Raw genomic sequence first — 14,300 nt, forward strand, 5'->3', positions numbered from 1 at the left:
GCTCGACCTTCTCCCTGCTGTACATGCGAACCTCCAGTCCGGACCGCCCCGCGGTCCAACTTTCTGTCCGCACCCCCAATCGTTCATATAGCTAGCTGGTTTGTACCCTCCGCCAAACAGCACGTATCCAGCAAACGAGAAATCGAACAGAATGGGAAATGTGGGCATCCAGCACGTGAACTTATTGCCGCCGATACCGGGAAACGCCGCGGGGAAATCAAACGGAGTGATCTCTTGGTCCATGGTGGTGGGAATGATGGTGGTCGAGCCCGATTCCGCCTTTGCGGCCGGCGCGGTGACAACGGCCATAGGGGATGAGAGCGTGTAGGTTTTGCCCTGGTAGTCGAGCATAAAGCGCAGCTTGCACCCTTCCTCCAGAAGGCCCGAAGCTGCATCGAGGAACGTGTCTTCAAGCGTGAACGTCGCCAGATTATCCGCGCCCGATGCGCTGGCCTTGATCTGGCCGATCTGCGTGACGGTTTCGGGTGAGCTGCCCGCAGCGGGCATCACTTTATTGATATGCAACGTTGCCTGCCCGCCCTGCGGCAGATGAGCCTGCACGGTAAAAGCGTGCGTGTCGGGCTGGTCGTTTGCTGCTTCGTCCGCTGGCATTGCCATAAACGTGGCGTCGGCGTACTGGATGTCCCATTCGTCGAACGTGAGCTGTCGAAAGTACGGCTCGCCATCGGAGAGCGGACGTGTGGGTGCGGTAATAGCGGTGCCGCCCTGGATACGCGCAAGGGGAATCTCGACATCGCGGTAGCCTGCCATGCTAATGGAGATGCCGCCGTTAAAGTCGTACGCGTCGAGAAGCGTTGCCTCGTCCACGTAGCCTTCTGAAAGAGGGGCGACCTCAAAGATGGCCGTGCCTTCGTCATCGGTCGTGGCGGTGAGCTGCTTGCCTGCGGCATAGCGCGATATGAGCGTGACCTGGGCACCCGTGATGGGCGTATTCTTGTTGGCGACGTCGACCACGACCACACCAAACATGGTGCGCGAGAGCACCAAGACCTTGAAGGGATCATCTTCGTCGGCGTATGCCTCGGCGGGGGCGAACGGCAATATGAAGGCGTTTGCGCTTCCCGGCACGCGCGGCAACATAATGCTCGCCAGCGAGGACGCTCCGGCAACAAGTAACGAACGGCGATCAAGCATCTTTGGCTCCCATCCCGCAGGTATCGGTGGAAATAATCCAATTTTGCGAGAAGGCATCCTGTCACGGTAGTGCCGTCCGAGGGCCAAAATGTCCAATTTGAGCGAGCGAAGCGCCGGGGCTCCGGGGCGCACGTGCCGCGCTAGGCAGTCTGGCCGCTAACGCAGCATATGCGCGACCAGTTCGGTGCGCGTGCCGATGCCAAGCTTTGCATACACGTTGGACAGTCGATTTTTAACGGTACCTGGCGACACGCCCATGTGGCGTGCGATTTCGGCGTTGGTCCATCCGCGGCAGGCGAGCATGGCCATGGTGAACTCCGTGGTCGTTAAATCGTCGGCAACGTCCTCGCCCGAATCGGGGTTGTGGATGCGCCGCCAGCCGTAGCTGAATCGATACGTAATCTCGATGATACGTGCGAAATCGTCAGGGTATTGCGATTTTAAGCATGCCTCGATAAGCCCCTGTAAAAGGCCGTGGTGCTCGCCAATGAGCTCGATAAGGCCGTCGGGGCGCGCAATGTTCCAAGCGGCTCCGAAGTGCGTTTTTGCGGCGTCGACGTCTTTGAGACTCATGCATGCCATGGAAGCTGCCAGGTGCAGGAACAGTTCCGAGATCGGATAGCTCCCCTGTTTCATGATCAGGGCGTTTTCCGCCATGCCCAGACTGCGGCCATATTCGCCGCGCAGGTACAGGGCATGCGCCATCACGTAGCTGGCGAACAGGCGCAGGCCTTCGGGCAGATGCGCCGCAAGCGGATAAAACTCTTCGGCAGAATACGGGGAAGACAAGTGCAGCAGGACGCTTGCGGCCGAGGCGAACAGGATATGCGTGGCGTGGACGGCGGGTGATTCCTCGTCAGTTGGCGTATCGAGGATGCCCGCAAGACAACGGCGGGCGTCGGCGATACGGTTGAGCGACAGGCTGGCGTATCCGCAGATAAAGCATGCGGAATAGCGCAGTGCGGAATCGGTGGCGTCAAGATAGGGGCGCGCCGTCTTGGCAGCGAGGGCGGCCTGTCCGCGAAAGTACAGCGCTTCTGCCGTGGCGATGGTGCGTGAATCGGGGTCGGAAATGCCTGCAACCGCAGCGTCAATCTGCCCCGGCACAAAGGCAGTGCACATCAACGGCATGGGAACGCATGGGTAGCCATCGCAGTCCATCTTCCATCTCCCAACAGCTGGCAACAATAGCAGCAATTGTACTCCTGTTGCTCGGGACCCCTTTCGTTTTACTGCTCGGTTGACGCTGCGGATCGTTTTGGAAGGCTTACGAGCATGGTGGTCCCGTTCTCGGAACTTGTTTCGACCTCTACTGTGCCACCGTGAAGAGCTGCAATCTCCCAAACGAGCGCTAGTCCGAGTCCTGCGCCGCCGTATGCCCTGCTGCGGGATTTGTCTAGACGAAAGAACGGTTGGAAGATGCTCTCACGGTACTGCTTGGGTATTCCCGGGCCCTGGTCCTCGACTCGCAGGAACACGTGGCTGTCGTTGTCGCAGATGGAGACGGTAACGCTCGAGTCGGTGCGGCTATAGCGGATAGCGTTTTCGGCCAGGTTAAACACCAGCCGATAGAGGAGCGTGTCGCTCCCGATTACTAGAGCGTCTCCGGCACAATTGAGGGCTATGCCCCTTTTTTCGGCAAGTGGCGCAAGGTCGGTGAGGACCTCTTCGGACAAGGGACCAAGTTCCACATCGTCCTCGCAAGGAACACTGCGGAGCTCACTCATCTCGAGCAATACCTTGGCCATTCGAGACATGCGCTCGGTTTGTTCTTGTAGCAGGCCGAGCAGCTCGGCCGTTTCGGGTTGCAAACCGGAGTGCTCGGAGATGAATAGTTCAATCTGTGCTTGCATAAGGGCGAGCGGGGTGCGCAGCTCGTGTGCGGCGTTGCCGGTAAACTGACGCTGTGCAGAGAACCCTTCGCCAAGACGGGCGATCATGTCGTTGAAAGAGGCGCTGCATCGTTGTAGCTCGATGGGCACATCTTCACTGAGCCTGATTTCGCTTAGGTTGTCAGGCTGCACACGCTCGACCTGGGCCGCAAAAGCCCGTAGCGGTTTGAGTGCACGGCCGCTCACAAAGTATGCCAGCGCGCCGCCAAGGAGTGTTACTCCAGCCGTGATGTACCAGGCTGTCGTGCCAAAAGACTCCTGTGCGTCGTTTACGACGATCGTGACCTCGTCATCGGGGGTCGCTTTCGTAGGGTCGAACGCCTGGGGCGAATTTTCGCCGGTTGCGTTAAAGGCCGAGATGTTACTGCCGATGGCATCCATGTAGCGCATGCCCGTATAGCCGACCAGGCAGTTCGTCAGCACGCATGCCGCACACGTGAGCAGTGCCGTCGTAATCGTTATGCGCCATTGCAGCGAAAGCCTTTTCATTCGCTATCCTCCATAACGTAGCCCTCTCCAATCCGATTGCGAATCGGGTCGTATCCCAAAGCGCTGCGTAGCTTTTTGCGGAGTGACGAGATGTGAACGCGGGTCGCGTTGCTAAAGCTGTTCACGCTGCTATCCCAAACGTGCTCTATAAGCTCCTCTTGGCTTACCGGTCGCCCCTGATTAAGCATCAGGTATTCCAAGATTCCCGTTTCCTTGCGCGTAAGAGATAGGGCCTCGCTGTCTACGGAAGCGATGCGCGCCTTGGTGTCAAAGCGGAGCTTTCCACAGGTTAATACTATGTCGCTTTGTGCAAAGCGCCTGAGGGTAAGGCTGCGGATCCTTGCCGCAAGCTCGTCAAGATGAAACGGCTTGGTAAGGTAATCGTTGGCGCCGGCATCGAGTCCGGCGACCTTGTCGGCGACCTCGCCGCGTGCGGACAGAATCAGTACCTTGGTCTCGCAGTCGGTTTTCCTAAGTTCCCTGAGCACGGTCATGCCATCGATACGGGGAAGGTTGAGGTCGAGTACCACGAGGTCAAAGACTTCGACGCCCAGCAGGTCGAGCGCCTCCTGTCCGTCGTGGCAGCAGTCGACGCTGTACGCCAAGTTTCGCAAGCTGCGCGCGATTGCATCGCACAGCGCTCGCTCGTCTTCGACGATCAAAATACGCATAACAGTCTCCTTGCACATTCCAAATCGCGCTTAACACGGATTTTATAGTCGATATGGTCCAATGGTCGCGTAACGAAAGGAGTGGTCAGGTTGTTCAAAGCGGTAAAGCCCGTGGTACAGGTCGCTTTGTTGATCGTCGGAATTGCCATGGTGTGCTTTGGTGTTATGCGTGGCGAGGCGGATGCCGTGCTGGCCAAAGCGATTAGGCTGTGCTTGGAGTGTATCGGAATTGGATAAAAGAGAAAACACTGCGTCGCATGTTTTGGCCCGATTTCGCGGATTCATTCAGGCGGCGGCGACGCTGGTCATCAACATTCACCTGCCAAACTTTGCCAAAGGCGGCATCTATCAGGGCGCGGGAAAAACAGTCTGCGTACCTGGACTTAATTGCTATTCGTGCCCCGCGGCATCGGGTGCGTGCCCCATCGGGTCGTTCCAGTCGGTGGTAGGTTCATCCAAGTTCAACTTTTCTTACTATGTTACCGGTACGCTCATTTTGCTCGGCGTGCTGCTGGGACGCTTTGTATGCGGCTTTCTGTGCCCGTTTGGCTGGCTGCAGGAGCTGCTTCATAAGATTCCCGGCAAAAAGTTCTCCACGAAAAAGCTCAAGCCGCTCACGTACATCAAGTACGTCGTGCTGCTGTTTGCCGTGGTGCTGCTGCCCGTCTTGGTGGTTAACGACGTGGGCATGGGCGACCCGTTCTTTTGTAAGTACATCTGTCCACAGGGTGTGCTCGAGGGCGCCATTCCGCTGGCCATTGCCAACGCCGGCATTCGATCTGCGCTGGGGCAGCTCTTTACCTGGAAACTTGCCGTTCTCATTGCCGTGGTAGTGCTGAGCGTTTTGTTCTATCGCCCCTTCTGCAAATGGATTTGTCCACTTGGCGCATTCTATGCGCTCATGAATAGGGTGTCCCTACTGGGGATTCGGGTTGACGCATGCAAATGTGTCTCGTGCGGCAAGTGTTCAAGGGTTTGTCAGATGGACGTTGATGTGGTCCGCGCGCCCAATCATGCCGAATGTATCCGGTGCGGAAAGTGCATCGGGGCCTGTCCTGTCGATGCCATCAGCTATCGCTATGGCCTGGATGTATCGGCGGAAAAGCTTCCCTTGACCGCCGATAAAAAGTAAACAAGCTTCGACAAAACGGAGGAATGACTATGAAGCTTTCTAAGATTGCGGCCCTGTTTATGGTGCCGGTATTGGCCTTGTGCCTTGTGGCATGTTCGGCGCCCGGTGGCAATGTGAGCGAATCTGCGAGCTCCGATCCTAAGATCGCAGAACTCACTGCGCAGAAGCCGGCCAATGCCGACGAGGCCGCCGAGCTGTATGCGAAGCTCATGCAGAAGGAGAACGAGATCTTTTCGAGTGATAACGCGCTGTGGGAAAAGGTATTCAATGCGGCAAATAAAGACTCGACAATGATTGAGGACGGCAGCAATTACGGCGATTTCTTGCTCAAGACCATCGACGGCGCCAAGGATGAGTTTACGGCGGATGAGCTTAAGACGCTCAAGGCCGGTGCGCAGCAGATCAAGGAAATCGAGGACAAGCTCGAGAGCTTGGAGAAGGAGTTCCCCGGCTGTGGAAGCACGCCGAGCGCAGGCGAGAGCGTCGACGCTTCGACCGCTGGCATGACGGCTGGTGCCAATGCTTCGAGCGAGGCGACGAAGTTCCCCAGCTTTACGGGCAAGGACCTGGACGGCAACGACGTGAGCAGCGACGAGCTGTTCTCTAAGAACAAGGTTACCGTCATGAACTTCTGGTTCACCACTTGCAAGCCGTGCGTGGGTGAGTTGGGCGATCTTGAGAAACTGAATCAGGAGCTTGCCGAGAAGGGCGGCCAGGTCGTGGGCGTCAATTCCTTTACGCTCGATGGCAACAAGGGCGAGATTGCAGATGCCAAGGACGTGCTGAGCAAGAAGGGCGTGACATATAAGAACATCTGGTTCAAGTCGGATAGCGAGGCCGGTAAGTTTACGTCAAATTTGTTCTCGTTCCCGACAACGTATGTCATCGATCAGAATGGCAACATCGTAGGGGATCCAATCGTGGGAGCCATCAGCTCCGCCGAGCAGCGCGCAGCACTCGACAAGCTTATCGACCAGGCGATTGCGAATAGCGAGCAGTAAAAACCGCGTAAAGCATAGCGAGGATCGTGTGTCGCTGTGCGAAGTAGTCTGCTGCCTTTCAAGATAATCTCCACCATTTTGAGGTCCCGCTCGGGACCTCTTCTTTTGGGCACCATCCCGTTCGTTTTTTTGGCGCGGTTCGTTACATTCCTCACTGGCTCCGGCAAAAATGGGGATAGAGTAGGACAAACGCGTCGAATACGAACGGCGGGGGAGAGTGGGCGAGTGCGCCCGCGTGGGAGAGGTTGCCGTCCATGTTGGAGCTCAAAGGTATTTGCAAAAGGTACGTCACGCAGTCGTTTACGCAGGTGGCGCTCGATAACGTGAGCCTGGCTTTTCGCGATAACGAGTTCGTGGCCATTCTGGGACCTTCGGGGTCGGGTAAAACTACGATGCTCAACGTTATCGGTGGGCTCGATCATTTCGATTCTGGCGACCTGCTGATCGACGGTATTTCGACCAAAGACTTTCACGATCGCGATTGGGATGCCTACCGCAACAACCGCATCGGCTTTGTGTTCCAAAGCTATAACCTCATTCCGCATCAGACCATTTTGGAAAACGTGGAGCTGGCGCTCACGCTCACGGGCGTGGGGCATGCCGAGCGTCGCCAGCGTGCGCGCGAGGCATTGGAGAAAGTCGGCTTGGGCGAGCACGTTAACAAGCGCCCGAGCCAGCTTTCGGGCGGGCAGATGCAGCGCGTGGCCATCGCCCGCGCCCTGATTAATGATCCCGAGATTGTGCTGGCAGACGAGCCGACCGGCGCTTTGGATTCAACGACATCCGTACAGGTCATGGACCTGCTCAAGGACGTGGCGCGCGACCGCCTGGTCATCATGGTCACGCACAATCCCGAGCTGGCGTACCAGTACGCCACGCGCATTGTTAACCTGGCGGACGGCAAGATCACCGACGATTCCGACCCTTTCGATGTCGCTGACGCCACGCGCCGCGAGGCCAAGCCTACGCGCAAAACCTCGATGAGCTTTGTGACGGCGCTGGGGCTTTCTGCCCGAAACCTTATGACCAAAAAGGGCCGTACGGCCATGACTGCCTTTGCGGGCTCGATTGGCATTATCGGTATCGCGGCGATTCTGGCGCTGTCCAATGGCGTAAACGGCTACATCAAAAAGGTCGAGGAGGATACGCTCTCGAGCTACCCGCTCACCATTTCCAAGCAGGATTACGACCTGTCGTCCATGATGGGCGGACAGGGGGCTGCGGATGATGACTCGCCTGAAAACGTGGATTCGTCCGACGACAGTGCCGGCGACAAGGCTCAGGGAAACGATAAGATTCCCGTGGTCACGGCCGTAAAGGATATGTTTGCAAGTGTTAAGTCCAACGACATGACGAGCTTTAAGGCATGGCTCGATGCCGGTGGCGACGGCATCGATAAAGAAGTCAACGCCATTCAGTACGGCTACGGTGTATCGCCGGTTGTCTATCGTGCCGGCAAGGGCGACGAGAAGCCCGTCCGGCTTGTTCCCAACGCTATGACCGAGGCCATGAGCGGAGGCGCGAGTTCGGCGGCAACGGTGAGCATGGAATCCATGGGAACCTCGGTCTTTAACGAGATGATTGACGACCAGAGCCTGCTCGACAGCCAGTACGATGTCGTCGCCGGTCATTGGCCCACGTCTGCCAACGAAGCCGTGATGGTGCTCTCGAGTCGTGGCACGGTGGGCGACTACACGCTCTACAGCATCGGCGCGCTGGATATCAATGAGCTCAACGATCTGGTAAACAGCGCTATGACGGCTGACGGTGGGGTCGAAACGCCCGAGACCGGCACCGAATTTACCTACGACGATGCGCTGTCCACGACGTTTAAGGTGCTGTCGCCGGCCGATGCGTATCGCAAAAACGAAGAGACCGGCATATGGACCGATATGTCTGGCGACACCGACTTTATGGCCGCCAAGGTTGCCGACGGTATCGACGTGCACATTGTGGGCGTGGTGCGACCCAACGAGACCGCCAACGCGAGCGCGTTGTCCCCGGGCATTGCCTACACGCATGCGCTGACTCGCCAGCTTATGGAGCGCGCCGCCGATTCGCAGATTGTGCAGGAGCAACTCGCCCACCCCGAGACGGATGTCTTTACGGGCAAAACCTTCGACGAACTGCAAGGCGAGGCCAAGCAAGGCGTGGATCTGGGCAGCATGTTCAGTGTGGACGAGGCAGCGCTCAAGAGCGCGTTTTCGTTCGATACATCTGCGCTCTCGGGTGCAGCCGGCGGTATGGACCTTTCTGGCATCGATCTGTCGGGGCTGGACATTGACCTTTCGGGCGTTGGCAAGGACATCGACTTCAGCGACATCATGGCAAAAGCGCCAACCCCAGATTTCTCGGATATCTTTGACGGTCTGGAACTCACGCCCGAGCAAATGCAGCAGGTGGGAACACTAGCCAACCAGCTGTTTGAGGGCTTTTTGCAGTCTGATCAGTTTAAGGCGCTGTCGCCCGATGATCTTAAGGACGCGTCAAAGCTCTCTGCCGCATTCTCGACGTATCTTGAGAATGATGACACAGCCCAGCAAATCCTGGCCCAGCTCAAAGCGCTCGGCGGCGATGCTCCGGCCGAGCGTCTGCAGCAGGCGATGACCGACTATGTGCAAAAGCAGCTGGCTCCGTATCTGCAGCAGGCTATGGATCAGGTGATGAAGTCGATCAGCGATCAGATTGCGGCGACGGTGTCAGCTCAGCTCAAGGCAGGCACAGCAGAGCTCATGGGCCAGATGGCGACGCAGATGTCGTCAAGTTTTGCCAACTTGGCGGGCGCCATGCGCGTGGATGCGAGCGCCTTTGCTCATGCCATCCACTTCAACATGGACGCCGAGGACCTGAGCTCGCTCATGATGAGCTATGCGAAGGCGTCGAAGCTCACCTACGACAACAATCTGACCACGTTGGGCTATGCGGACGAGGCAGACCCCATCTCAGTCAAGATTTTCCCGCGTGACTTTGAGGCCAAGGAGCGCGTGCTCGATCACATCGACGCGTACAACAAGCAGGTCAAAGCCTCTGGCCACGATGAACAGGCAATCTCATACACCGACTACATGGGCATCATCATGGGTTCGGTGACCGACATCGTGAACACCATCAGCTTGGTGCTCATCGCATTCGTGAGTATCAGCCTGGTGGTGAGCTCCATCATGATCGGCATCATCACCTACATCAGCGTGCTGGAACGCAAAAAGGAGATTGGCATCCTGCGTGCGATCGGCGCGTCGAAGCGTAATGTGGCCAACGTATTCAATGCCGAGACCTTTATCGAGGGCCTCATTGCCGGCGTCTTTGCCATTATCGTCGTGGTGCTCGTGAGTTTTCCGGTTAATACCTGGGCGCTTACTGCCAAACAGGTACCCAATCTGATGAGCCTGCCCGTGCAGGATGCGCTGGTGCTCATTGCAATTTCGGTGCTGCTGACGGTTGTTGCCGGCCTGCTGCCGGCCCGTAGCGCATCCAAGAAGGACCCCGTCGAAGCCCTGCGCTCCGAATAATGTGACAAAGGGACAGTCCTTTGTCACGTTCGTTGATATGAGAGAAGAGTAGATGATTCTATCGCTGGCCCCTATGGAGGGGATTACCGGGCATGTGTTCCGTCGCGTGCATGCGGAGTGCTTCGGTGCGCTCGATTGTTATTACACGCCGTTTTTGCCGCCGCCGCGGGTGGGAAACCGCTTTGGCGGCAAGGCGTTTAAGGAGATCGATCCTGCCAATAACCAGGGGCTCAACGTAGTGCCTCAGCTGATGTCCAAGAACGCGGACGAGTTTGTGTGGGCGGCGCAGGTGCTCGCCGACATGGGCTACCGCGAGGTCAATCTCAATCTTGGTTGCCCCTCGGGTACGGTTGTTGCCAAGGGCAAGGGCTCGGGTTTCTTGCGTAACTTGGACGAGCTCGAAGTGTTCTTGCGTGATGTGTGCGAGCGCTCGCCGTTGCCGGTGTCGGTAAAAACCAGGCTGGGGCTGGAGAGCGACAACGAATACGAGCGCGTACTCGATCTGTATTGCCGCATGCCGTTGGCAGAGCTCATTGTGCATCCGCGCGTGCAAAAGGACCGCTATACGGGCTCGCCGCGCAAAGAGTTTTATGGCGAGACGCTGGAGCGTGCGCCGTTCCCCGTGGCCTATAACGGTGACATTTTTGATCTTGAGGATATGGACGCGCTGGTGGAGGCCTATCCCGGCACGCGCCATGTGATGTTGGGGCGTGGCCTGCTCGCGAACCCCGCTCTGGCTCGCATGGTCAAGGGCGGCCCTGCTGCAACGGCTGCTGAGCTGCAGCGCTTCCACGACACGCTGTTTGCGGCATATGCAGAAGAGATTGGCGGTAACGCGGTCTTTCGTATGAAGGAGTGGTGGTTCTACGCCAAGTGCGCCTTCGCTGACCCCGCTACCGTTCATAAACTCGTACGCAAGACTAAAAAGGTCGACGAATACCGCGCCGCCGTCGATCGTGTCTTTCGCGAGCAGCCACTTGCACCCATAGCCCGCTTCCACGGCTAGCTAGTCATTGGGAACGTTCTTTAACGACTAGTCATTTAAGAACGACCCCGATGACTATGTTGCACTAGAGCAGGTTCTCTTGTACCCATGCGATGATGTCGCTCGACTCGTAGAGTGGCTTGCCGTCGATGAACAGGCAGGGAACCTGGCGCTTTCCGCCGATGGCGATGAGTGTCTGCTCGGCTTCGGTATCGGTCGAGATATTGCGCTCGGGGATGGTCACACCGTTATCGGCAAGGAATCGCTTGACTTTTATGCAATACGGGCAGCCGGTCATAACGTACAGCGTGAGCTCATGATTAGTAGCCATGGGTCTCCAATCGGTTGAGGTTTCGATTGAAATACCCAAAGCAGCCGCGGTCTATGCGCGCGTCAACGACGACTCGATGGCCTGGACCAGAAACGCCGTGGCTCCGGTGCCGCAGGGCTTGTCGTAGTAGTCAACAAAGCGCTGGTCGGCAAGATAGCCGTGGGCGAGGCCCAGGTATGCTTCGTCTTGGGGCTCGTGTCCCCAGTTAAGGGCAATCCATCGACGGTGCATTGCGACAAGTTTGTGGGTCTCGTTGCTCTCTGGGTCGCCAATGCCCATGGCAATCGAAAGCTGGCCCAGAACAGCGCGTTCAAGTTCCTTCATGTCGTTCCATGTCTCGGGGTCCATGTCCAGCAGCGCTTCGTTTGCTGCGTCGATCGTCTCGTCGCCATAGCGCGCCCGCGCCTCGGCACCGTAGCGCTCCTCGTTTTCCTGCACGGTGCGCCAGCGCTCCAGTTGTGGCAGGACGGCGCCCATGAGCGAGACGGCTTCGTCGAGCGACATGCCGGTGTTTTGCGCCAGCCGCGGGGCACAATCCTCGATCATTGCCTCCATCGTGGTGTCGTAGGTGTACCTGCCGTGGTCGTAGCACCACTTGCAGTAATGGTCGGTCGTGGCGCCCGTGGCATCGGTGCCGCAGTCGTCGGGCGTGAGTATCATGCCGCAGCTCTGGCAATAATGCTCGGGCATTTCGAGCAGGTGGGGCAGCGGCTCGCCGGTTACGGCCGCAATGAGCTTCATCATGTCGATGCCCGGTGTGACCTCGCCGCGCTCCCAACGGCTGACGGCTTGGCGTGTGACGAAGAGCTTGGCGGCGAGCTGCTCTTGGGTAAGGCGATGGGCGCGACGGACAGCGATGAGCTTTTCTGCAAAGGCCATAGCGGCTCCTTTCTGCTGGTTGATGGCTTAAGCATACGCGGCGGCAGGCGCCCTTCCAAGCAACCGTTGGTTGCACGACGGGGGACCGCGGCGAAGAATTGCGCACAACGCCCCACGCCTCCATGCCGTACAATGACCGGCATGGAACCTATTGCATACATACATACCGACCTGCCGCAGAAGTTCGGCATTCCACGCAACAGCTTTTTGGCACCCCATCTGCAGGGACGCATCGTTTTTGAGCCGGAATTTGCCTCCAATGCAGCGGTTGAGGGTCTGGACTCCTTCTCTCACCTGTGGCTGCTGTGGCGCTTCGAAAACGGAACGCCCGGCGGCACGGCTAAGGACATAGCTGCCGATGCCAAAACGCAGGACAGGTCTGGCACCAACGTCAAGTGGTCGAAGACCGTGCGCCCGCCGCGTCTGGGCGGAGCCGAACGTGTGGGCGTCTTTGCCACGCGCAGCCCGTTTCGCCCCAATCCTATCGGTCTTACCTGCGTTAAGCTCAGCCGCGTTGAGCGCACCGACGATGGCCCCATCATCCATGTGCTGGGGGCCGATCTGCGCGACGGCACGCCCATCTACGACATTAAGCCCTACATTCCGTTTGCGGACTGTCACCCGGATGCGACCGGCGGCTGGATTGAGGATGCTCCGTGGCAAGAGCTCGATGTTGAGTTTCCGCAAGCGCTACAGGATATGGTCCCGCCCGCAAAGCTCCCCGGCTTGGTCGAAGTCCTTCGCCAAGACCCACGCCGCGCAGGCAGCAAGCACGAGCCAAACCGCATTTACCACTTGGCTTACGCCGGGCTCGACATATCGTTTACGGTCGATGAAACCCAGCTAACCGTAGTCGCCGTCAACGACGCGCGAGACTAACCAGCCATTCGCCCGCACCCGTCAAATTAAGCGCCAAACCCCGCGCCAAAACCGCCCGTGCTGGTGGACAATAGCGCCTATCGAAACAGTCTACTTTGCACGGGGGTCCAGCATGAAATACGACTTCACTTCAATCATCGACCGCCACGGCATGGACTCCATCGCCGTTGACTCTTGGGGCGAGATCCCCGGTATGGCTCCGAACGCACCCGACGAGGGCTTCGACCGCATCCCCATGTGGGTGGCCGACATGAATTTTGCCACGGTGCCCACGGTCCAGGAACACATCATTCAGCGTGCCCAGCACCCCATGTTTGGCTACTTTAACCCGCGCGCTGAGTACTTCGATCGCATCATCGAATGGCAGAATCGCCGCAATGGCGTCGAAGGTTTGAGCCCTGAACATATCGGCTACGAAAATGGCGTGCTGGGCGGCGTCGTGTCGACGTTGCGCGCGTATGTCCAGCCGGGCGATGCGGTGCTGGTCCACAGCCCCACCTACATTGGCTTTACCAAGTCCATTGAGGCCGCGGGCTATCGTATTGTCCACAGCCCGCTTAAGCTCGACGACCAGGGCGTGTGGCGTATGGACTTTGAGGACATGGAGCACAAGCTCGCCCAAAACCACATCCATGCCGCGGTGTTCTGCTCGCCGCACAATCCCTGCGGCCGCGTATGGGAGCGTGACGAGATCGAGCGCGCCATGGACATCTATCGCCAGCAAGATTGCGTGGTGATCTCGGACGAGATTTGGTCCGATATCATCCTGCCGGGGCACAAGCATATCCCGACGCAGTCGGTGAGCGAGGACGCCCGCATGCGCACGGTTGCCCTCTATGCGCCGAGCAAGACGTTTAATCTGGCGGGTCTGGTCGGCAGCTACCACATCATCTACAACGAGACGCTGCGCGACCGCGTGTGCGCCGTGTCCAACAAGACCCACTACAACGAGATGAACGTCCTCTCCATGCATGCGCTTATCGGTGCCTACCAGCCGCAGGGCTACGAGTGGGTGGACGAGCTCAACCAGGTGCTTGCCGGTAATATCGAGTACTTCTGCACGTATGCAGAAAAACACTGGAAGGGCGTTGCGTTTTCGCGTCCGCAGGGCACGTACATGGTGTTTCTGGACTGCACCGAGTGGTGTCGCGAACATGGCCGCGATATTCAGTGGCTGCTCGACGAGGGGGCGCGCGTGGGCGTGGGGTATCAGGACGGCCGTCCGTTCCACGGGCCCTGCCACATTCGCGTGAATCTGGCGCTGCCGCTTTCGCGCGTAAGGGAGGCGTGCGACCGCCTGGACCGCTACGTTTTTAATGCACGGTAAGTGAGCACTGCATGCGGGGCCTTCTGCCAAGTTGGCTGGAAGGCCCCGCA

General features: G+C 58.2%; 13 protein-coding genes. 7 read left to right on the forward strand and 6 right to left on the reverse strand.

Features of this window, described 5'->3' with window-relative positions; translation table 11 throughout:
* The 4 genes from ACESWY_RS03300 to ACESWY_RS03315 all read right to left on the reverse strand — a co-directional run.
* Positions 1-1,155, reverse strand: a 1,155-nt coding sequence (locus ACESWY_RS03300; RefSeq protein ID WP_373092960.1) for a hypothetical protein, incomplete at its 3' end; no start/stop codon positions are given.
* Between the two features lie 156 nt (positions 1,156-1,311).
* Positions 1,312-2,316, reverse strand: a complete 1,005-nt coding sequence (locus ACESWY_RS03305) for a helix-turn-helix domain-containing protein (RefSeq protein WP_373092962.1) — start codon at positions 2,314-2,316, stop codon at positions 1,312-1,314.
* A 68-nt stretch (positions 2,317-2,384) separates the two neighbouring features.
* Positions 2,385-3,536, reverse strand: coding sequence for a HAMP domain-containing sensor histidine kinase (locus ACESWY_RS03310; RefSeq protein WP_373092964.1), 1,152 nt, complete (start codon positions 3,534-3,536; stop codon positions 2,385-2,387).
* Positions 3,533-4,225 (reverse strand): response regulator transcription factor, encoded by a 693-nt coding sequence (locus ACESWY_RS03315; protein ID WP_430393433.1) that lies wholly within the window; start codon positions 4,223-4,225, stop codon positions 3,533-3,535. The genes ACESWY_RS03310 and ACESWY_RS03315 overlap by 4 nt, the downstream gene beginning before the upstream one ends.
* A 147-nt stretch (positions 4,226-4,372) precedes the next feature.
* Between ACESWY_RS03315 and ACESWY_RS10290 the strand changes: the two genes are divergently transcribed.
* From ACESWY_RS10290 to ACESWY_RS03340, 5 genes are all read left to right on the forward strand, one after another.
* Positions 4,373-4,444, forward strand: a complete 72-nt coding sequence (locus ACESWY_RS10290) for a CD1871A family CXXC motif-containing protein (protein ID WP_254179316.1) — start codon at positions 4,373-4,375, stop codon at positions 4,442-4,444.
* Positions 4,437-5,339, forward strand: coding sequence for a 4Fe-4S binding protein (locus tag ACESWY_RS03325; protein WP_373092967.1), 903 nt, complete (start codon positions 4,437-4,439; stop codon positions 5,337-5,339). The genes ACESWY_RS10290 and ACESWY_RS03325 overlap by 8 nt, the downstream gene beginning before the upstream one ends.
* Before the next feature lie 29 nt (positions 5,340-5,368).
* Positions 5,369-6,340, forward strand: coding sequence for a TlpA family protein disulfide reductase (locus ACESWY_RS03330; RefSeq protein ID WP_349114734.1), 972 nt, complete (start codon positions 5,369-5,371; stop codon positions 6,338-6,340).
* Between the two features lie 254 nt (positions 6,341-6,594).
* Complete coding sequence (locus ACESWY_RS03335) at positions 6,595-9,849, forward strand: ATP-binding cassette domain-containing protein (protein ID WP_373092969.1); 3,255 nt, start codon at positions 6,595-6,597, stop codon at positions 9,847-9,849.
* 52 nt (positions 9,850-9,901) lie between these two features.
* Entirely contained in the window at positions 9,902-10,855 is a 954-nt protein-coding gene (locus ACESWY_RS03340; RefSeq protein ID WP_373092971.1) for a tRNA dihydrouridine synthase, read from the forward strand.
* A 64-nt stretch (positions 10,856-10,919) separates the two neighbouring features.
* Here the strand turns inward: ACESWY_RS03340 and ACESWY_RS03345 are convergent, their stop codons facing one another.
* Positions 10,920-11,165, reverse strand: a complete 246-nt coding sequence (locus ACESWY_RS03345; RefSeq protein ID WP_373092973.1) for a glutaredoxin family protein — start codon at positions 11,163-11,165, stop codon at positions 10,920-10,922.
* Positions 11,166-11,216: 51 nt separating this feature from the next.
* Positions 11,217-12,044 carry a TipAS antibiotic-recognition domain-containing protein gene (locus tag ACESWY_RS03350; RefSeq protein ID WP_373092975.1) on the reverse strand — a complete coding sequence of 276 codons (828 nt, stop codon included), beginning with the start codon at positions 12,042-12,044 and terminating at the stop codon, positions 11,217-11,219.
* A 141-nt stretch (positions 12,045-12,185) separates the two neighbouring features.
* Between ACESWY_RS03350 and ACESWY_RS03355 the strand changes: the two genes are divergently transcribed.
* Positions 12,186-12,923, forward strand: a complete 738-nt coding sequence (locus tag ACESWY_RS03355) for a tRNA (N6-threonylcarbamoyladenosine(37)-N6)-methyltransferase TrmO (RefSeq protein ID WP_373092977.1) — start codon at positions 12,186-12,188, stop codon at positions 12,921-12,923.
* A gap of 112 nt (positions 12,924-13,035) precedes the next feature.
* A complete protein-coding gene (locus ACESWY_RS03360) occupies positions 13,036-14,250 on the forward strand; it encodes a MalY/PatB family protein (protein WP_226802786.1) in 1,215 nt (404 codons plus the stop codon).
* The last annotated feature ends 50 nt before the right edge of the window (positions 14,251-14,300 follow it).

Source organism: Collinsella aerofaciens ATCC 25986 (genome assembly GCF_964237925.1).
Classification (GTDB): Bacteria; Actinomycetota; Coriobacteriia; order Coriobacteriales; family Coriobacteriaceae; genus Collinsella; species Collinsella aerofaciens_BJ.

Excerpts from the sequence above, each read along its gene's own strand:
- ACESWY_RS03305 (WP_373092962.1), bottom strand. The coding sequence starts at position 2,316 with ATGGACTGCGATGGCTACCCATGCGTTCCCATGCCGTTGATGTGCACT.
- ACESWY_RS03310 (WP_373092964.1), bottom strand. The coding sequence starts at position 3,536 with ATGAAAAGGCTTTCGCTGCAATGGCGCATAACGATTACGACGGCACTG.
- ACESWY_RS03315 (WP_430393433.1), bottom strand. The coding sequence starts at position 4,225 with ATGTGCAAGGAGACTGTTATGCGTATTTTGATCGTCGAAGACGAGCGA.
- ACESWY_RS03330 (WP_349114734.1), top strand. The coding sequence starts at position 5,369 with ATGAAGCTTTCTAAGATTGCGGCCCTGTTTATGGTGCCGGTATTGGCC.
- ACESWY_RS03335 (WP_373092969.1), top strand. The coding sequence starts at position 6,595 with ATGTTGGAGCTCAAAGGTATTTGCAAAAGGTACGTCACGCAGTCGTTT.
- ACESWY_RS03340 (WP_373092971.1), top strand. The coding sequence starts at position 9,902 with ATGATTCTATCGCTGGCCCCTATGGAGGGGATTACCGGGCATGTGTTC.
- ACESWY_RS03345 (WP_373092973.1), bottom strand. The coding sequence starts at position 11,165 with ATGGCTACTAATCATGAGCTCACGCTGTACGTTATGACCGGCTGCCCG.
- ACESWY_RS03350 (WP_373092975.1), bottom strand. The coding sequence starts at position 12,044 with ATGGCCTTTGCAGAAAAGCTCATCGCTGTCCGTCGCGCCCATCGCCTT.
- ACESWY_RS03355 (WP_373092977.1), top strand. The coding sequence starts at position 12,186 with ATGGAACCTATTGCATACATACATACCGACCTGCCGCAGAAGTTCGGC.
- ACESWY_RS03360 (WP_226802786.1), top strand. The coding sequence starts at position 13,036 with ATGAAATACGACTTCACTTCAATCATCGACCGCCACGGCATGGACTCC.